Source organism: Macrococcus sp. GL_134, assembly GCF_057834705.1.
The window spans coordinates 1,188,350-1,204,907 of the sequence record NZ_CM174409.1 but is presented as its reverse complement, the minus strand read 5'-3'; the positions used below and the strand labels follow the sequence as shown (position 1 = coordinate 1,204,907).

Annotated in this window: 24 protein-coding genes, 1 pseudogene and 1 riboswitch; of the genes and pseudogenes, 21 read left to right on the top strand and 4 right to left on the bottom strand. The window is 37.4% G+C overall.

Going from position 1 to position 16,558, the window contains the following annotated elements; translation table 11 throughout:
• Positions 1-173 precede the first annotated feature (173 nt).
• The 11 genes and pseudogenes from AC3IPL_RS06205 to AC3IPL_RS06155 all read left to right on the top strand — a co-directional run bounded on the left by AC3IPL_RS06205 (position 174) and on the right by AC3IPL_RS06155 (position 8,314).
• Positions 174-1,145 (top strand): phosphate ABC transporter substrate-binding protein PstS family protein, encoded by a 972-nt coding sequence (locus AC3IPL_RS06205; RefSeq protein ID WP_489239848.1) that lies wholly within the window; start codon positions 174-176, stop codon positions 1,143-1,145.
• A 91-nt stretch (positions 1,146-1,236) separates the two neighbouring features.
• On the top strand, positions 1,237-2,139 hold the full coding sequence (gene pstC, locus AC3IPL_RS06200) for a phosphate ABC transporter permease subunit PstC (RefSeq protein ID WP_489242294.1): 903 nt from the start codon (positions 1,237-1,239) through the stop codon (positions 2,137-2,139).
• A gap of 1 nt (position 2,140) precedes the next feature.
• A complete protein-coding gene (gene pstA, locus AC3IPL_RS06195; RefSeq protein WP_489239846.1) occupies positions 2,141-3,034 on the top strand; it encodes a phosphate ABC transporter permease PstA in 894 nt (297 codons plus the stop codon).
• A 114-nt stretch (positions 3,035-3,148) separates the two neighbouring features.
• A pseudogene (gene pstB, locus AC3IPL_RS06190) lies at positions 3,149-3,913 on the top strand (phosphate ABC transporter ATP-binding protein PstB); the annotation flags it as partial.
• Positions 3,906-4,556 carry a phosphate signaling complex protein PhoU gene (phoU, locus tag AC3IPL_RS06185; RefSeq protein ID WP_489239845.1) on the top strand — a complete coding sequence of 217 codons (651 nt, stop codon included), beginning with the start codon at positions 3,906-3,908 and terminating at the stop codon, positions 4,554-4,556. The pseudogene pstB and the gene phoU, both read left to right, overlap by 8 nt.
• A gap of 72 nt (positions 4,557-4,628) precedes the next feature.
• On the top strand, positions 4,629-4,778 hold the full coding sequence (gene rpmG / locus AC3IPL_RS06180) for a 50S ribosomal protein L33 (protein WP_133428994.1): 150 nt from the start codon (positions 4,629-4,631) through the stop codon (positions 4,776-4,778).
• 89 nt (positions 4,779-4,867) lie between these two features.
• Positions 4,868-5,416 (top strand): 5-formyltetrahydrofolate cyclo-ligase, encoded by a 549-nt coding sequence (locus AC3IPL_RS06175; protein ID WP_489239842.1) that lies wholly within the window; start codon positions 4,868-4,870, stop codon positions 5,414-5,416.
• Complete coding sequence (locus AC3IPL_RS06170) at positions 5,413-6,843, top strand: rhomboid family intramembrane serine protease (RefSeq protein ID WP_489239840.1); 1,431 nt, start codon at positions 5,413-5,415, stop codon at positions 6,841-6,843. The genes AC3IPL_RS06175 and AC3IPL_RS06170 overlap by 4 nt, the downstream gene beginning before the upstream one ends.
• Positions 6,833-7,036: a YqgQ family protein gene (locus tag AC3IPL_RS06165; RefSeq protein ID WP_489239838.1), complete on the top strand. Its 204-nt coding sequence runs from the start codon at positions 6,833-6,835 to the stop codon at positions 7,034-7,036. Before AC3IPL_RS06170 ends, AC3IPL_RS06165 begins: the two co-directional genes overlap by 11 nt.
• Positions 7,033-7,992: an ROK family glucokinase gene (locus AC3IPL_RS06160; RefSeq protein ID WP_489239836.1), complete on the top strand. Its 960-nt coding sequence runs from the start codon at positions 7,033-7,035 to the stop codon at positions 7,990-7,992. Before AC3IPL_RS06165 ends, AC3IPL_RS06160 begins: the two co-directional genes overlap by 4 nt.
• Positions 7,993-8,002: 10 nt before the next feature.
• Positions 8,003-8,314 (top strand): MTH1187 family thiamine-binding protein, encoded by a 312-nt coding sequence (locus AC3IPL_RS06155; RefSeq protein WP_489239835.1) that lies wholly within the window; start codon positions 8,003-8,005, stop codon positions 8,312-8,314.
• 25 nt (positions 8,315-8,339) lie between these two features.
• Here AC3IPL_RS06155 and AC3IPL_RS06150 read toward each other — a convergent pair whose 3' ends face one another.
• Positions 8,340-8,579, bottom strand: coding sequence for a DUF2759 domain-containing protein (locus tag AC3IPL_RS06150; protein ID WP_489239833.1), 240 nt, complete (start codon positions 8,577-8,579; stop codon positions 8,340-8,342).
• 94 nt (positions 8,580-8,673) lie between these two features.
• Between AC3IPL_RS06150 and AC3IPL_RS06145 the strand changes: the two genes are divergently transcribed.
• Positions 8,674-9,303 (top strand): MBL fold metallo-hydrolase, encoded by a 630-nt coding sequence (locus AC3IPL_RS06145; RefSeq protein ID WP_489239832.1) that lies wholly within the window; start codon positions 8,674-8,676, stop codon positions 9,301-9,303.
• Positions 9,304-9,348: 45 nt separating this feature from the next.
• Here AC3IPL_RS06145 and AC3IPL_RS06140 read toward each other — a convergent pair whose 3' ends face one another.
• The 3 genes from AC3IPL_RS06140 to AC3IPL_RS06130 are packed head-to-tail and all read right to left on the bottom strand — an operon-like array spanning position 9,349 to position 11,063.
• On the bottom strand, positions 9,349-10,212 hold the full coding sequence (locus AC3IPL_RS06140) for an IS3 family transposase (RefSeq protein ID WP_489242292.1): 864 nt from the start codon (positions 10,210-10,212) through the stop codon (positions 9,349-9,351).
• Positions 10,213-10,223: 11 nt separating this feature from the next.
• Complete coding sequence (locus AC3IPL_RS06135; RefSeq protein WP_101042853.1) at positions 10,224-10,751, bottom strand: helix-turn-helix domain-containing protein; 528 nt, start codon at positions 10,749-10,751, stop codon at positions 10,224-10,226.
• Positions 10,752-10,811: 60 nt separating this feature from the next.
• Positions 10,812-11,063 (bottom strand): DUF2626 domain-containing protein, encoded by a 252-nt coding sequence (locus AC3IPL_RS06130; protein WP_489239829.1) that lies wholly within the window; start codon positions 11,061-11,063, stop codon positions 10,812-10,814.
• A 198-nt stretch (positions 11,064-11,261) separates the two neighbouring features.
• Here AC3IPL_RS06130 and comGA point away from each other — a divergent pair, with 198 nt between their 5' ends.
• The 9 genes from comGA to gcvT all read left to right on the top strand — a co-directional run bounded on the left by comGA (position 11,262) and on the right by gcvT (position 16,551).
• On the top strand, positions 11,262-12,239 hold the full coding sequence (gene comGA, locus AC3IPL_RS06125; RefSeq protein ID WP_489239827.1) for a competence type IV pilus ATPase ComGA: 978 nt from the start codon (positions 11,262-11,264) through the stop codon (positions 12,237-12,239).
• Positions 12,223-13,257 carry a competence type IV pilus assembly protein ComGB gene (gene comGB, locus AC3IPL_RS06120; protein ID WP_489239825.1) on the top strand — a complete coding sequence of 345 codons (1,035 nt, stop codon included), beginning with the start codon at positions 12,223-12,225 and terminating at the stop codon, positions 13,255-13,257. The genes comGA and comGB overlap by 17 nt, the downstream gene beginning before the upstream one ends.
• Positions 13,258-13,273: 16 nt before the next feature.
• Positions 13,274-13,609 carry a competence type IV pilus major pilin ComGC gene (gene comGC, locus AC3IPL_RS06115; RefSeq protein WP_489239823.1) on the top strand — a complete coding sequence of 112 codons (336 nt, stop codon included), beginning with the start codon at positions 13,274-13,276 and terminating at the stop codon, positions 13,607-13,609.
• Complete coding sequence (locus tag AC3IPL_RS06110; RefSeq protein ID WP_489239821.1) at positions 13,560-14,030, top strand: hypothetical protein; 471 nt, start codon at positions 13,560-13,562, stop codon at positions 14,028-14,030. The genes comGC and AC3IPL_RS06110 overlap by 50 nt, the downstream gene beginning before the upstream one ends.
• Positions 14,017-14,259: a hypothetical protein gene (locus AC3IPL_RS06105; RefSeq protein WP_489239820.1), complete on the top strand. Its 243-nt coding sequence runs from the start codon at positions 14,017-14,019 to the stop codon at positions 14,257-14,259. Before AC3IPL_RS06110 ends, AC3IPL_RS06105 begins: the two co-directional genes overlap by 14 nt.
• A complete protein-coding gene (comGF, locus tag AC3IPL_RS06100) occupies positions 14,198-14,665 on the top strand; it encodes a competence type IV pilus minor pilin ComGF (protein WP_489239818.1) in 468 nt (155 codons plus the stop codon). The genes AC3IPL_RS06105 and comGF overlap by 62 nt, the downstream gene beginning before the upstream one ends.
• On the top strand, positions 14,643-14,819 hold the full coding sequence (locus tag AC3IPL_RS06095) for a hypothetical protein (RefSeq protein WP_489239816.1): 177 nt from the start codon (positions 14,643-14,645) through the stop codon (positions 14,817-14,819). The genes comGF and AC3IPL_RS06095 overlap by 23 nt, the downstream gene beginning before the upstream one ends.
• A gap of 1 nt (position 14,820) precedes the next feature.
• Positions 14,821-15,321, top strand: coding sequence for a shikimate kinase (locus AC3IPL_RS06090; protein ID WP_489239814.1), 501 nt, complete (start codon positions 14,821-14,823; stop codon positions 15,319-15,321).
• Positions 15,314-15,401, top strand: a riboswitch (glycine riboswitch). It overlaps the preceding gene by 8 nt.
• Before the next feature lie 64 nt (positions 15,402-15,465).
• Entirely contained in the window at positions 15,466-16,551 is a 1,086-nt protein-coding gene (gcvT, locus tag AC3IPL_RS06085) for a glycine cleavage system aminomethyltransferase GcvT (protein WP_489239812.1), read from the top strand.
• Positions 16,552-16,558 lie beyond the last annotated feature (7 nt).

Genomic DNA, 16,558 nt, shown 5'->3' with positions numbered 1-16,558 from the left:
GCGGGACTATCAAGAATCATTAAAATTCAAAGACGACTGATGATTAAGTCGTCTTTTTCTTTACGAAAAATTTACATTACATTCATTTGCAATTAACAATACTACTGTAAAGTAGGCAATGTAAGAAAACAAAGTCTTATATTTTCTGTCTACATACGGGAGGAAACTTGATAATGAAAAAATGGCAATTAGTAGGTTCAACAACTGTTTTAGGTACTGCATTATTTTTAGGTGCATGTGGTGGCGCTGCTCAAAATAATAATTCTGAAGATAAATCAGCAGACAAAGGTGATACATCTACTGAAACTAAAGACGTGTCAGGTGAAGTAAATGGTGATGGTTCAACAACCGTTGCACCGATCATTGAAAAGATCAACGAAGAATTCAATGCTAAATACCCAGATGTGACAGTATCAGTTGGTACTTCAGGTACTGGCGGCGGTTTTGAAAAATTCATTGCTGGTGAAACAGATTTCTCTAATGCATCACGTGATATTAAAGATGAAGAAAAAGACGCTCTTGAAAAAGAAGGCATCGATTATACAGAATTTAAACTTGCTTCTGATGGTTTGACAGTAGCGGTTAACAAAGATAATGATTTTGTAGATTACTTAACATTCGAAGAACTCGCTAAAATCTACAGTGGAGAAGCTAAAACATGGAAAGACGTTCGCAGTGATTTCCCTGATGAAGAGATCAAAGCGTTCTCTCCTGACCAGTCTCACGGCACTTACGACTTCTTCAGTGAAGAAGTATTAGACGAAGGTGAAATCAAAGCAGAGAAAAATGCAGATACTAACGTCATTGTTTCATCTGTTAAAGACAACAAAAATGGTGTCGGCTTCTTCGGATACAACTTCTATCAAGAGAACGAAGACAGCTTAAAAGCAGTTAAGATTCAAGAAGAAGGCGAAGGTGAAGGGGTAGAAGCGACTGCTGATACAGTTAAAGATGGTTCTTATCCATTAAGCCGTCCATTATACGTCTACGCAAAAAATGAATCTATTAAAGACAATGAAGCATTTCAGGAATTCATGAAGTTCACTTTAGAAAATGCGCCTGAAGCGGCTACTGATTCTGGTTATGTTCCACTAGAAGACGCTGACTATGAAGAAGATCTAAAGAAACTTGAAGAAGCAAAATAATTATTCATTAGATAATGAGGGGCGAAATCGTTCGTCCCTTTTTTAAAATGAAGGAGTCTAAATGATGAAAGACAAAATTTCAGTCCAACAAATGATTAAACAAAACCAAAGCAGTAATTCCAGAGGCTTTATTGAAAAGTTAATTCCAACTATTTTACTCATTATTGCATCTGTATCTATTTTAACGACTATCGGTATTTTGATAACGTTACTGACTGAGACTATCACATTCTTCTCTCGTGTTTCTTTTTCAGAATTCTTTTTAGAGAAAGAATGGAATGCGTTCGGTAAAGACCCTAAATTCGGGATATACTCTTTAATTTTAGGAACGTTGAAGGTGACGTTTATTGCTACATTATTTGCAGTACCAGTCGGATTAGGTGCAGCCCTTTATTTAAGTGAATATGCAAGTGACCGTACAAGAAGGATTGTAAAACCGATTCTTGAAATATTGGCCGGTATTCCGACTATCGTCTATGGTTTCTTCGCATTGACGTTTGTGACACCTATTCTTAGAACCGTATGGCCGGATCTGGGCAGCTTCAACTCAATCAGTCCAGGACTTGTTATAGGAATCATGGTCATTCCTATGATTGCAAGTTTAAGTGAAGATGCGATGAGTGCTGTTCCTCAGGCTATTAGAGAAGGAGCACTGGGCCTTGGATCAACTAAGCTTGAAGTCGCATTGAAGATTGTCTTCCCTGCAGCATTGTCTGGTATTCTGGCATCTATCGTTCTTGCGATATCTCGTGCGATTGGGGAAACAATGATTGTAGCATTAGCAGCAGGCAGCTCACCTGATTCAACATTAAGTTTAACGAGCTCAATTCAAACGATGACTGGATTTATCGTGCAAGTAGCGACCGGTGATGCGACTTACGGCACAGATATTTACTATAGTATTTATGCTGTTGGGTTTACTTTATTTGTATTCACACTCATTATGAACTTTATTTCTCAATGGGTAACACGCCGCTTCAGAGAGGAGTATTAATATGCAATTGATAGATCAGAAAAAAATTGAATCTCATCTCTCTGGCAGATTGACTAAGAACTCAATTATTAAAGGGATTTTCTTTATTTGTACGATGATCGGTCTGATTGTCCTGGCAATACTTCTGTTCGATATTATTCGCAAAGGAGCAGGCTGGCTGACACCTGCTTTCTTCCAGAATTTTTCATCGACTACTCCTGAAAAAGCTGGTATAAAAGGCGCTTTAATAGGAACATTGTGGTTGATGATGACAATAGCACCAATAGCTGTTGTATTAGGTGTAGGAACTGCACTTTACATGGAGGAGTATTCTAAAGATAACTGGTTCACAAGATTTGTCAGAATCAATATTTCTAACCTGGCTGGTGTACCATCAGTTGTATTTGGATTACTCGGTTTGACATTATTTGTCCGCGGGGCGGGTATCGAATCATTATCACTAGGTAAGTCAGTTATTGCCGCAGCCTTGACGATGTCATTAATGATTCTTCCAGTAATCATCGTATCAAGTCAAGAAGCGATCAGAGCTGTTCCTGGTTCTATTCGTGAAGCAAGTCTTGGTCTTGGTGGAACGAAGTGGCAGACTATAACGAATGTGGTTCTTCCAGCATCTATTCCTGGTATTTTAACAGGGACGATTCTTGCTTTATCACGTGCCATCGGCGAGACAGCACCACTGGTCGTTATTGGTATTCCAACTATCTTTATGAAAACGCCGGATGATATTATGGATAGATTTCAGGCGCTGCCGATGCAGATTTATACGTGGGCAAAACTTCCTAAAGAAGAATTCCAATATCTTTCATCAGCAGCTATTATCGTGCTGTTAATATTGCTTATTGCTATGAACTCTATTGCTATTTATATCCGAAATAAATATCAGAAAAAATATTAATCTCATTTTGAGAGGGGTCTTATTATGAACGAAACAATTGCTACAAAACGAAATCCGGAAGTCACAGTCACATCATCAGCGAAAGAAGGATTACAGCATACTGATCGTGCGGTTAATGATGATAAAAAGTTAGTCTATCAAACGAAAAATCTAGATTTATGGTATGGTGAAAATCATGCACTGCAAAATATTAATCTGGATATTATCGAAAATGAAGTGACAGCTATTATCGGACCATCAGGTTGTGGTAAATCAACATACATCAAAACTTTAAACCGTATGATTGAACTTGTGCCAGGAGTTAAAACATCAGGAGAAATTTTATACCGTGGTGATAACATCTTTGATCGCAACTACAAAGTAGAACATTTAAGAACACGTGTCGGAATGGTCTTCCAAAAGCCTAATCCATTTCCTAAATCTATTTATGACAATATTACTTACGGACCAAGAATTCATGGCATCACTGATAAGAAAATTCTCGATGAAATCGTCGAAAAATCATTACGAGGCGCAGCTATCTGGGAAGAAACTAAAGATCGTTTGAACCAGAACGCCTATGGTCTTTCAGGTGGACAACAGCAGCGTATTTGTATCGCGAGATGTCTGGCGATTGAACCAGACGTTATTCTTATGGATGAGCCGACTTCAGCACTAGATCCAATCTCCACATTAAAGGTCGAAGAACTTGTTCAAGAGATTAAAAAAGATTATTCAATTATTATCGTCACACATAATATGCAGCAGGCAGCTCGTATCTCTGATAAAACAGCATTCTTCCTGAATGGTTATGTCAATGAGTTCGATACTACTGATAAAATCTTCTCAAACCCAGCTGATGAACAGACAGAACGTTATATCTCTGGAAGATTTGGTTGATATGAGAGAAAAATACGAAGAGTCTTTAAATGAATTAATTGATTCTGTCATTAAGATGGCTGATGAAGTATATCATGTGATTGAACGGTCAATTGACGTATTAAGTAGTGAAGATGTTCAGGAAGCAAGAGAACTAATAAAACATGACAATGTCATTAATGATTTAGAGAATGAAATCAATGAACAGGTAATAAGTCTGATCACGAAACAGCAGCCTATTGCCACTGATTTAAGAATTATTATGGCAAGTATTAAAATAGCATCTGAATTGGAACGGATGGGTGACAATGCGGGTAATCTTGCGAAGATTCGCCGCCGTGTAAGATTTGAAGATACTGTGATTTTATCTAGATTAAAAACAATGGGTAAGTTGAGCATGTTAATGCTCTATGACTTAAAAGATGCTTACCGGAAGAAAGATGTTAACTTGACTAAGGAAATTATCGATAGAGATGAAGATATTGATGACCTTTACAAAGAAATTGTCAACACATCATATTTAATCGATAATGATCCATTTATTTCTGGGCAGGCTCACTTAGCAGCACGATATCTTGAGCGAATTGGTGATCATATTACTAATATTGCTGAGAATATTTATTACTTCATTACAGGTGACCGTTACGATAAATTTCTTAAATAACGCTGGAAATTGTCATCATTTGGTGTTATTATTAAAAGGTCGTATGGAAACAATGAGTAAGGAGGGAATAAAATGCGCGTTAATGTAACTTTAGCATGTACAGAATGTGGTGAAAGAAACTACATCACTAAGAAAAATAAACGTAATAACCCAGAACGTATTGAAATGAACAAATTCTGTTCACGTGATAACAAAAAAACTTTACACAGAGAAACAAAATAATGGATTAAGCAGACGCGTATGTGTCTGTTTTTTTTTTATTCTTTAAGCATTCCAGCGAAATAAGGTATAATATGACTGAGGTGATTAATGTGAATAAAAAGTTAATTAGACAGCAAAAAGTCGCCTTCTTAAAAGGTCATCGTAAATATCGTGATGAAGTTTTACTGTTAAGACAACTCTTCAAGTGTGAGGACTGGAAAAATGCATCGAGTGTCGGCATTACATTAAGTATGGCACATGAAATCAATACATTTGATATCATTAAATATGCTTTAATTGAAGGGAAATCAGTCTATGTGCCTCACTGTGATTATAGCAGTAAGCGTATGGACTTCGTGAAGTTTCAATCACCAGATGAATTAATTGAAGATGCAAAAGGGATATTGGCGGTTCAAGAGCCTCATGAAATTAACAATCATCTCGATTTGTTAATTGTACCCGGAGTCGCTTTTGATGAAAGAGGATACCGCATTGGTTACGGCGGTGGATTTTATGACAGATTTCTTGCCTGTTTTACCGGTAAGGCAGTGAGTCTTGCACTAGAAGGGCAGATAACAGCATTAGAACCGGAACCCTTTGATGAACCAGTTCATTTAGTGATTACGGAAGAACGACTATTGACAGGAGTACGCACATGATCAGTAATAAACAGTTATGGCAGTCAATTTATCATATTATCAAGTACTCAGATTATGAGCTTGCATATATTAATGAAGATGAAACGGATATCATTTTACAGAACAAATCCAAAAAAGAACTGATACGATTTGTCAGCGAGAAACAAAGCGTCCAGTCTCTCAATTTTCTGATTGATAAGATGAAAGATAACATGGATGTATTCAATCAGCAGCTGAACTATACACCGCAGAGAATACGGCTGCTGCTTGTCAATCAGGAAACGCATGGAGAGTTACATGATGAATTAGTGAAAGTGAACAGTATAGAGCGCAAAAAAGATTTAGATCAGCTGCCAATCTCCTTTCCTTACAAGATAGCGGCAGACCGTTTGAAACCAAAAGCAGAAAATACTTATCGTAACAAAGTCATTAAAAACAATTTTATCGATCGTGCGATGATAAAATTTGCACCGGCTACATTCACGTTAATTATTATGAATATCATTGTTTACTTAGTGACTATGCTATCAGGACATGGGGTCAGCGGCAGCCGGTTAGTGGATCAGGGAGGATTAACGCATTTTAATTTCATTCATGGCGATTACTTCAGGTTGGTCACGTCGATGTTTCTTCATTTTGATTTTTCTCACCTGCTGTTTAATATGATGGCACTTTATATATTCGGTAAAATCATCGAATATTTATATGGTTCATTCCGCTATTTGATCATCTATCTATCAGCAGGATTATTAGGTAATTTAATTTCGTTATCATTTGATACAACTTCATTGTCAGCAGGAGCGAGCGGTGCTATCAGTGGTTTGTTAGGGGCATTGATTGCCTACTTTATTTTCAGCGGCAAATTTGACCGGAAGTTCATTATACAATCTGTGCTGGGAATGATTATTTTTCTGTTGATCAGCAATGTATTTGCGCAAGTTAATAATTTGGCTCATTTCGGCGGTTTATTTGGTGGATTTTTAGCCGCTTTATTAACGTACAGTTATCAAATCAAAAGAAAGTACTTTTATCTGCTGCTGATCGGTACCGGCCTCATCCTCGTACTGTTACTGATGAATATTTTTTCTGTTGAGGAAAATCATATTTACAACAATCAGGCTGAACAGTCCATGGCCCAAGGTGACTTCAATGAGGCTGAAAACATATTAAAAAGTACGCTCGAGCACGGTTACGAAAATGATGAAACATATATTCTTTACGGTTTAGTAAAGGCGCATGACAGCAGTGTGTCGGATGCGATGGATATATGGAAGAAAGGGTTAAAGCAATTTCCTGAATCAGCACCACTGAATTATCAGATGGCTTTAGCAATGCGTGCAGCAGACAATTATAACAAGGCAGCGAGCTATCTTGACAAAGCGATGGCAATAGATGCCAGACCAGCGTATAAAAAGCTCCGTACAGAAATAGAGGTGTTTGAAAAGTAAGATGAATTCATTTTATGATGTCCAGCAGTTACTCAAGAAATTCGGACTGATTGTCTATTTCAAAGACGAACAGAACTCGATAGAGATGATGAGTCAGGAACTGAAAGCATTACATGATTCAATGCTGATCAGTAATGAGGAATATATTCAGGCAAGATTAATATTAAATCAGAGGAAGATGGGGAAACTATGATAATTTTAGCAGCGGATATCGGCGGTACCACTTGTAAACTTGGCGTGATGGATGAGGAACTTGAAATCCTTCACAAATGGGAGATTCCTACTAACAAAGATGACAATGGCAGCCAGATTTTACGCAATATCCATGAATCATTTGAGAAAAATGCGCATTTAAAAGGCTATGATATAGAAGATGTGAAGGGGATAGGACTTGGCGTACCAGGGCCGATTGATTTTGAAAATGGAATTGTCAACGGTGCTATCAATTTGAACTGGCACGGCAAAAAGAACATCCGGGAAGAATATGAACAGCTGAGTGGTAGACCTGTGTATGTTGATAATGATGCGAATGTGGCATCGCTCGGAGAGAAATTCAAAGGTGCAGGACGCGATGCAAGAGACGTTGTATGCATCACACTCGGTACTGGAGTGGGTGGCGGTATCATCAGTAACAATGAGCTTGTGCATGGTCATAACGGCTCAGGCGGTGAACTCGGACACTTCAAAGTAGATTTTAAAGAAAGATTTCAGTGTAACTGTGGTCACAAAGGATGCCTTGAAACAGTGGCGAGTGCCACAGGTGTGGTGAACCTGGCTTATCATTATTATCAGGAACTTCATTTCAGTACGGTAATTCAAGATGAGATTGAAAGTCAGTCACTGCAGGCGAAACAAGTGTTTGATGCCGCAAAAGCAGGAGATGAATTTGCACTGTATGTGATAGGTAAAGTATCTAACTATATTGCATATGCTTTGAGTGTAGTGAGCGTGATGTCCAATCCGGAGTATATTATTGTCGGCGGCGGTGTGTCTAAAGCAGGAGACTTCCTGATTGATCATATAGATGAAAAATTCAGGGAAATCACTTTTTCACCTGCTGTTGAAGGAACTAAAATTGTTACAGCGCAGCTCGGAAATGATGCAGGAATGATCGGTGCAGCAGGCTTAATCAAACAATATGTGAAATGAGGAATGAGCTATGGCGATAGTCGATGTAGTTGTTATACCGCTTGACGGGAAGTCTATCAGTGTCAGTACGTATATCGCGGATATTCAAAAGATTTTACAGGAGAAACAGCAGCAAGGCTTGATCGATTTTCAGCTGACACCAATGAGTACATTGATTGAAGGAGAACTGTCAGTGCTGCTTGAGGTGATCGGGGAAATACACGAGGCACCGTTTAACAAAGGCGTCCAGAGAGTATGTACTAACATTAGAATTGATGACAGAAGAGATAAATCACGTCAAATGATGGATAAAATAGAAGCAGTGAATCGACATCTAAAATAAAAAAAGACGATATTTATCGTCTTTTTTAATGGTGTAAAATAGGATAGCCGTAAGTGAAGATTGTCGCTAAAGCAAAGAATCCAAACGCTAAAGTTGCAAGTAATCCAAAAATCATACCTAGAATATTTTTTTCTTTGATAGCACCAATTAAACCCATAACGGATAATACAGCAACTGCCAGCATGAGAAGTGCAAAGATATTGACACCGATATGAATTTTAGTTCCGAATATTTCGAATAGTTCGCCAGTATTAATAAATGGCATAGTATAACCCCCAAGTTAGTACTTTTATTATCACTGATTATTGTATAATTAATAGAGACATTTGTCGAGGGTAATTTTATGAGGAGGACTGTAATTGAAAGTACATACAATGAGTTTAGGAATGCTTGAAACAAATTGCTATATCGTTGAGAATGACAGAGCAGTGCTTGTCATTGATCCTGGAGCAGAACCAGAACGTGTTATCGATCAAATCAGAGCAATCAATAAGCCAGTGACTGCGATATTATTGACCCATACGCATTTTGATCATATAGGCGCTGTTGATGAACTATGTCGTCAGTTTGACGTTCCCTTATATGCAGCTGATAAGGAGAAGTACTGGCTGACGAATTCAGAATTTAATGGTTCTCAAAAATACAGTGCCTATGGAATGCCGGAAATCATTGTGAGACAAATCCCAAAAGTGTTAGTAAAGGGTAGTCGAACTATAGGTACTTTTCAGTTTGATGTCTATGAGACTCCGGGTCATTCACCGGGCAGCTTAAGCTTTGTGTTTGATGACTTCGCTGTTGTCGGTGATACCTTATTCAAAGAAGGAATCGGTAGAACCGATCTGAAAGAAGGCAACCTGCAGTCACTGATGCATTCAATTACTGAAGTGTTGTTCCGACTAGATGAACAAATGATCATATACCCGGGCCATGGTCCAAAAACAACGATTGGCTATGAAATGAATCATAATCCATTTATTAACGGCTATTAAAAAACCTTCCTCAAATGTAGTGAACCCAAAAAGTTGAACTTTTTATTAAGCTACTTTCATTAAAGCAAGATTTCTGTATTCTACAGGAGTCTTGCTTTTTAATTTTCTCTTCTTTCTGACTAAATTATAATACTCCATATAGTCAATAATCTCCTCTTCTAGTTCATCATAAGAATCAAATGTTTCTCCATAAAACATTTCTTGTTTTAAAATACCAAAGAAATTCTCCATCGGAGAATTATCAAGACAATTACCTTTTCTAGACATGCTTTGAATAATTCTATTCTTTTTCAAAGATTGTACCCAAGATTTATGCTGATATTGCCACCCTTGATCGGAATGGATTGTAGTTCTATAGGGAAGGTCTGGAATTACATTAATTGCTTTTAACAATGATTCCACAACGAATTCCAATGTTGGACGCTTACTAATTGAATAAGAAATAATCTCTTTCGAACATACATCAAAAATTGTTGACAGATATAGCTTAGTTCCATTTTTAATGTTGAATTGTGTTACATCAGTAAGTAATTTTTGATATGGGCGATTAGTTACGAATCTACGATTCAATTTATTCTTAGCTGTTTTGCCAACTTTCCCTTTGTACGACTTATATGTTCTATTTCTATGCTTAAACTTTGTACAAAGTAAATTATTTTCTCTCATTATTCTAAGAACTTTTTTATGGTTAACTACAAAACCTAACTCTCTTAGTTCGTCGGTTACTGTACGATAACCTATCCTATTTTTATGTTTGTTAATGATTTCTTTAATCAAAGTAATTAAATAATTGTCTTTATGTTTAGTGACACTAAGTCGTAATTTCCAATAATGGTATACACTTTTCGCTATCATAGCTACTGATAATATTTCTTTTAACTTATAGTTAGATTCATTCCTTAACTCGATAATAGCAGCTACTATTTCTTTGTTTGATTTTTTCGAGCTAAGGATTGTAACTTTTTTTCGAGAGCAATTGCGATTTCTAATCTCCTGTTTTCCTCACGTAAGCGTATTAATTCTTGTCGTTCACTTTCGTTTAAACTAGTGTTATCAACCTTTTTATTTTTCATAGTTTTAGACGCACGACCCTTCGGTTTTGATTCTAAACCTAGGATACCATATTGATTGTATTTCATCTGCCACTGAGCTATTAAAGTAGGATTAGTAATCTCAAAGATTCTAGCAGTTTCTTTATATGAAAGTTGATTAGTAATTCTATACTGAATGATTCTTAATTTTTCATCTGTTGAATATTTCTTTCTGGTCATACTGGATATAAGGCCGTCAATACCGAAGGTATCAAATTGGTAAGTCCATGTTTTTAGTTGTGAAGGATCGATATCATATTTGTTACTTAATGAATCATAACCAATATTTCCTTCTTTATATTCTTTGATTAGTTTTAATTTAAAATCAAGATCATGCTTTTTATTCAAAATAAACACCCCTAAAGTTGAATTTTAAGGTTCAACTTTAGGGGTGCACTTCAAAATGAGGAAGGTTTTTTATTTGTGGTGTGCGCCGAAAGAAGGTTCTAATAAAAATGTTGAATAATAAGTAAAACCGACGAAACATACAACGAGATATGCTGCAAAAATGTACATGTACATTCTTTCAGTAAGGTTCATGTATCCTAATAGAACGAAGAAACCTGTTTGAGCTATAAACACAAATGCCATCATTTCCATATGGCCGACATAGAACATAACTGCAAAGATGGCAGTCCAGAATCCTAACGTTTTGTAGACTTTATCCATTTGATGTTCTCCTCTCCGAAAACTCTTAATATCAACTATTATTATAAAGATTCATCATAAAGATGTAAACCTAATTTTTATATCCAGTAATTTCAAATAACCTCGTTAAATACGAATAAATTATATTACTTTGATAGTTTTAGCACCGAAAAAAATAAAGACCCATAATTAGACGATTATATAAGTGAGGAGGGATATATGGAACAAATCGTCAATCAGCTGATTAAAGACAGCATCAATAAAAATGCATCTGATATTCATTTTATTCCATGTCGTAATCAAGTGCAATTAAAGCTGCGTGTTGATGGAGACATGCATTCGGTGGATTCATTGACTCATGATCATTATGAACGCATACTCGCATATTTAAAATTTGTTTCACGGCTGGACATTGCGGACAAAAAGAAAGCGCAAAGCGGTGTTGTTGTCATTGACCATGAAGCACATCTCTATCATATAAGAGTTTCAACTTTGCCGCAGTCAACCGGTACGGAGGCAGCAGTATTACGGATATTAAAAGCACAGTTTACAAGCCGTTTCATAGAAAATACAGAACTGCTCTATGACACGATGAAGTTGTCCCATGGTTTGGTGCTCATTACGGGTCCAACTGGCAGCGGGAAAAGTACGTTGATGTATAATCTGTTATCATATGCCCGTCAGACACTGAACAGACAGATTATAACGATTGAGGATCCTGTCGAACAAGTACTTGAAGATACTATTCAGATCAGTGTCAATGAGAAGGCTGATATCACTTATCAAAATTCATTCAAAGCGATTATGAGATGTGATCCCGATATCGTGATGATAGGTGAAATCAGAGATGAGCTGACTGCCAAGCAGGTTATCAATGCGAGTCTGAGCGGTCATCTCGTGTTGTCTACATTGCATGCAAGTGATACACCTGGTGCCGTCGAACGATTGCTTGAGATGGGGATTAAAGAATCCGAATTAAAGCAGGCGGTGATGCTGATTACGAGTCAACGTTTGATCAAATCGAAAAATGGCCGGCGACTGGTCATTGAGACATTGACTAGTTCGCAAATAAAAGAACTTCTTGCAGGCAAACAGTTATCTGCGTTTAACCCGTTCATAGAACAGATTAAAGCCATGTATGAACACGATCTTATTTCAACAGAAGAACTGGAGAAGTTCCATGTGGCCAAAAAATAAGCTGAAAGGATATCAGGAAGATTTCTTGATACGTATTGCAGAACTTACGAGAAGCGGCTTCACACAATACGAAGCGATAGAATTTCTGTTCAGTCAGTATGACGGCATACAGACTCAGATTAAAACAGAATGTCTTGAGTCCTTGAAACAAGGACATTCATTAAGTGATATTGTTACAACACTTCATTATCCACCGAATATCATTCTGCAAATTTATTTTGGAGAAAGATATGGCAATTTAGATGAGACATTGATGCAGTGTCATCAGTTCAGTGTATCAAAACGGCAGAGTCTGAAACACTTCATGAAAACCATTCAGTACCCTTCAATACTCCTCGCTATATTTTTTACATTGATTATCGTCGTGAACCAGACAGTACTCCCACAGTTCCAGAATATGTATGACTCGATGGGAATACAAATTTCTGCGGAGCTAAAATTCCTCACCTATCTGCTGTTCTTAATGCCTAGAATGCTGATGATACTCGCAGTGCTGTTCATGTTAACTGCTATCTTCTATTTCGTTCTCTTCAAACGTGCAGATATCAAGAGAAAGTTATGGTTGATTACAAAGGTACCGGTAGTCAATAGTCTATATCGAAAATATATTACCTACCGTGTCAGTGTTGAACTCTCTTTTTTTCTCGGTAACGGTATTTCAATGATTAAAATCATTGAAATTTTCAGAGAACAGGATAAAGATTTAGTGATGCAGTACATCGGCAGTCAAATTAATGAGTCACTGATGAGTGGACAATCTTTGCCGGAAGCCATTAGCAGTGTCGGTCTATTTGAACAGTCAATGATCAATTTTATCAGACACGGTGAAAAGAATTCTAAGCTGGATGTTGAACTTAAATATTATGCTGACTATATTTTCAAGAAGTTTGAAGCCCAGATTTTAAAATATATAAAGTGGATACAACCGATTATCTTTTCAGCTCTAGGGTTATTGATTATCACACTTTATCTCGTAATCATACTACCTATGCTGCAGATGATGAGCGGTATACAATAATAAGGAGATGAAACCATTGAAGAAAACATTGAAAAACGGATGGAAGAAAGTATTCAGAACAGACGAAGGATTTACGCTGATTGAAATGCTGCTCGTTCTGCTTGTAATCTCAGTGCTTATTATCATCATTATCCCTAATATAGCTAAACAGTCAGATAACGTCCAGAGTACCGGATGTACTGCTCAAGTGAAGATGGTCCAGGGACAAATCGAAGCTTACAAACTTCAAAACGGCACGGCACCGACCACTGTTCAGGATTTAGTTCCTGATTTTCTTAAGGAAAATCAAACGAAATGTAAAAATGGAAAAGGAATTAACATTATCGGCGGCGAAGCCATTGCTGAGACATAATCAGGCATTCAGCTATATAGAAACATTACTGGTCATTGCTATGATGCTCATCATGATTCATATGATGAGCTATCATACGTTTGACTATGAGCAGGCAGACATCGCTGAAGTGAATAATGAGCTGCTTGCCGTTGTCACTTACTACCAGACGCTTGCAATGGCTACAGGACAATCTGTGACTATCCAATTTTTTCCCGGCAGTCATGAAATTAAGATTTATTCATCAAAGCTAGCCATTAAGACTTCTTATCAATTGAGGAACGGCTCTATCTACACCGGCATTTCGAAAAATGCAACAGAAATTATATTCAGCGGCGATAGCATCAATCACGGAGCTACAGTCACCTACTTTATCAACGGCAAACGGTTTGAGTTGATTTTTCAGCTGGTCAGGGGGAGAGTAAGAATTGAAGAAGGATAGTGGTTTTCTACTGGTTGATGCCATGCTCAGTTTATCTATTATTGTATTGATCTGTACCGCTCTTATTCCTATGCTCCACCAGATGAATAAAACATATAGAGAGTCGCTTGACGATGTTGCAGAATACCGCTCGTTCTATGTCTATGTGAAGACAGGAGGGACTGTGATTGAACAAGACGGAATGCTGTGCAAGGCAGGTTCAGATCACTACTGTATTAAGAAGAGATAATGGATTTACCCTTATTGAGATGCTGTTGAACTTCAGTATAGCTGTTGTCATATTGACATTGTTCCCGCTGATCATTCAAAATATCATGGTGTTTAAATCGGTGTCATCAGATAACTACGATATTAATTATGAGCTCTGCTTAAGGGATATATTGAGTGAAATTAAAGGTAAGGAACTCAGTGTGTCAAATGGACAACTTCTTGCTAAAGATTCTAAATCCGGCAAAACGTACAGCTACTTGTACAATCAATCAAGAATCGTCAGGAAAGTGGACGGCTCAGGTTATGTGATTTTGCAGGAAAAAGTGAGACAGGCAGTGTTCACTAAAAATATAAATGGAATATTTTTAGATATCACCTGGCAGGATTCGAGGAGAGTACGACATGAAATTGTTCAGATCGACTGAAGCAATGATGGTTCCCTTTGCATTAATCTTATTGATGATTGTTATTTTTTACATCAGTAGTTATAGTGTAAGGTATATGATTAAAATTAATTCCATGGATAATATCAAAGATTATTATTATGTTCAGATTACTAATGAACTGAAGGAGCGTTAATGTGGCAGTAGTTTTGATTGGTTTTATGGGCGCAGGAAAATCTACTTTAGGCAAAAGACTGGCAGATGAATGCCATCTGCCTTTTGTTGACCTGGATATATACATAGAAGAACAAGAGCAGATGAGAATCAGTGACATATTTGCGGAGAAAGGAGAACGATACTTTAGGGCCCTTGAACATCAAGCATTAAATCAATTCATGAAACAGAATGTTGTCATTGCGACTGGCGGAGGAATTGTAGAAAATACGAACAATATTGATATTATAAATAAAAATAAATTAAATATTTGGGTAGATACGAATATTGATACAATATATAATAGAATTGTTGGCGATAAGTCGAGGCCGAATGCAGTTGACCGTTCATTTGATGATATTAAAGAGTTGTACAATTCACGCTGTTCACGATATAATGAAATCGCATACATTAAAGTAGACAGTGAAAACTCTGTTGAAGATTGTATTGATTATGTGATGAACATCTTAATAGCGGAAGAATAGTGATAGAGAGAATGATAACTATCATCGCCGAAGGGGCAAACTAACGTGAAACTCTCAGGCAAAAGGATGTCACTAGGACGCTTACCTGAAGAAATCGACAGGATAGTTAACAGCTATCCTGTTTTTTATATTGATATGGAGGTAATGATGATGGATTTAAAGAAAACACCGTTATATGAAACATATGTGGAAGCCGGAGCAAAAGTCATTGATTTTTCTGGCTGGGCATTACCTGTTCAGTTCTCATCCATTAAAGAAGAACATAAGGCAGTGAGAGAAAAAGTCGGCATGTTTGATGTCAGTCACATGGGTGAAATTATCGTTGAAGGTGAGCAGGCAGCGGAATTTCTTCAACAAGTGCTGACTAATGATATTAGTAAGCTCACTGAGGTCAAAGCACAGTACACAATGCTATGTAATGAAAACGGAGGAGTCATCGATGATCTTGTCGTTTATATGCTTGAGCAGAACAAGTATTTACTAGTCGTGAATGCAGGCAATACAGATATTGATTTTGACTGGCTGAAACAGCACGAAATAGAGGCGGTTAAAGTCACGAATGTCTCTCAAAATTATGGCCAGATTGCTATACAAGGGCCGGACGCTGAACGTATGATCTCGTCCCTCGTTTCAGAAGATGTCAGCGGACTTAAATTGTTTGAATTCAAACAGAATGTAGAAATATTCGGTGAAAAAGTCATTCTGTCACAGTCGGGTTATACTGGTGAGCACGGCTATGAAATTTATTGTGATGCAGCAGTAACAGAAAAAATCTGGAAAGGTCTGCTTGATGCTGGAGTGGCCCCTTGTGGATTAGGAGCGAGAGACACGCTGCGTCTTGAAGCAGCGCTGCCACTTCACGGGCAGGATTTATCAACTCAAATTTCACCTTACGAAGCAAAAATGGGATTCAGTGTCAAACTTGATAAAGGAGAATTCATTGGCAGGGAGGCACTTGCAGCACAAAAAGAACAAGGTGTTACAAGAAGATCTACTGGTCTTGAATTACAGGAACGCGGCATCGCCCGTACAGATTACGAAGTATTCAATAGTAACGATGAAAAAATTGGTTATGTGACGAGCGGCACACAATCGCCATCAACGGGTCGTTCAATCGCTCTGGCATTGCTGGACATCAATGAAACAGAAATCGGGAACGAAGTATACGTCCAAGTCAGAAAAAATAAAGTACCTGCTAAAGTCGTAAAAACACCATTCCATAAAAACTAAGGAGAGA

What these genes read in the sequence shown, in the direction of transcription:
- AC3IPL_RS06205 (WP_489239848.1), top strand. Translation starts at nt 174, where the DNA reads ATGAAAAAATGGCAATTAGTAGGTTCAACAACTGTTTTAGGTACTGCA.
- pstC (WP_489242294.1), top strand. Translation starts at nt 1,237, where the DNA reads ATGATTAAACAAAACCAAAGCAGTAATTCCAGAGGCTTTATTGAAAAG.
- pstA (WP_489239846.1), top strand. Translation starts at nt 2,141, where the DNA reads ATGCAATTGATAGATCAGAAAAAAATTGAATCTCATCTCTCTGGCAGA.
- rpmG (WP_133428994.1), top strand. Translation starts at nt 4,629, where the DNA reads ATGCGCGTTAATGTAACTTTAGCATGTACAGAATGTGGTGAAAGAAAC.
- AC3IPL_RS06170 (WP_489239840.1), top strand. Translation starts at nt 5,413, where the DNA reads ATGATCAGTAATAAACAGTTATGGCAGTCAATTTATCATATTATCAAG.
- AC3IPL_RS06160 (WP_489239836.1), top strand. Translation starts at nt 7,033, where the DNA reads ATGATAATTTTAGCAGCGGATATCGGCGGTACCACTTGTAAACTTGGC.
- AC3IPL_RS06155 (WP_489239835.1), top strand. Translation starts at nt 8,003, where the DNA reads ATGGCGATAGTCGATGTAGTTGTTATACCGCTTGACGGGAAGTCTATC.
- AC3IPL_RS06150 (WP_489239833.1), bottom strand. Translation starts at nt 8,579, where the DNA reads ATGCCATTTATTAATACTGGCGAACTATTCGAAATATTCGGAACTAAA.
- AC3IPL_RS06130 (WP_489239829.1), bottom strand. Translation starts at nt 11,063, where the DNA reads ATGGATAAAGTCTACAAAACGTTAGGATTCTGGACTGCCATCTTTGCA.
- comGA (WP_489239827.1), top strand. Translation starts at nt 11,262, where the DNA reads ATGGAACAAATCGTCAATCAGCTGATTAAAGACAGCATCAATAAAAAT.
- comGB (WP_489239825.1), top strand. Translation starts at nt 12,223, where the DNA reads ATGTGGCCAAAAAATAAGCTGAAAGGATATCAGGAAGATTTCTTGATA.
- AC3IPL_RS06110 (WP_489239821.1), top strand. Translation starts at nt 13,560, where the DNA reads ATGGAAAAGGAATTAACATTATCGGCGGCGAAGCCATTGCTGAGACAT.
- AC3IPL_RS06095 (WP_489239816.1), top strand. Translation starts at nt 14,643, where the DNA reads ATGAAATTGTTCAGATCGACTGAAGCAATGATGGTTCCCTTTGCATTA.
- gcvT (WP_489239812.1), top strand. Translation starts at nt 15,466, where the DNA reads ATGATGATGGATTTAAAGAAAACACCGTTATATGAAACATATGTGGAA.